At 46.7% G+C, this 647-nt stretch carries 1 pseudogene; it reads left to right on the plus strand.

The features are described from left to right. Positions 1-647, plus strand: a pseudogene (locus tag R7E78_RS27540) (imidazolonepropionase); the annotation flags it as partial.

Consider the following 647-nt stretch of genomic DNA (forward strand, 5'->3'; position numbering starts at 1 on the left):
TCGAGCTGCTACTGAAGAGCAATTAATTGAGCTCGCGTTGCCTCGTTTAGATGGCTTGTTAGCAAGTGGGGTTACGTCGGTTGAAGTAAAATCAGGCTACGGCTTGACGCTCAAAGACGAACTAAAAATGCTGCGTGCTGCAAAAGCCTTAGAACAAGAGCGTAAAGTCAAAATCACAACTACCCTTCTTGCCGCTCATGCTTTACCGCCTGAATTTGAAGGTCGCGCAGACGATTACATCGAACATATTTGTCAGGAAATCATCCCAATCGTCGCAGAGGAAAACTTGGCCACCAGTGTGGATGTGTTTTGTGAGTCTATCGGTTTTAATTTGGAGCAAACCGAAAAAGTATTTGCGACAGCGAAACAATATGGCTTACACGTAAAAGGCCACACAGAGCAGCTATCAAACCTTGGTGGCACTGAATTGACTGCACGATACAAAGGCCTTTCGGCTGACCATATCGAATATCTCGATGAAGACGGTGTGGTAGCCCTTTCGAAATCCGATACCGTCGCCACACTACTACCCGGTGCTTTTTACTTTTTGAGAGAAACTCAGTTACCACCGATTGAGCTACTAAGGAAGTACCACGTGCCAATGGCCATCGCCACCGATGTAAACCCAGGTACATCACCCTTTTCCG

Source organism: Vibrio sp. YT-19(2023) (assembly GCF_033337395.1).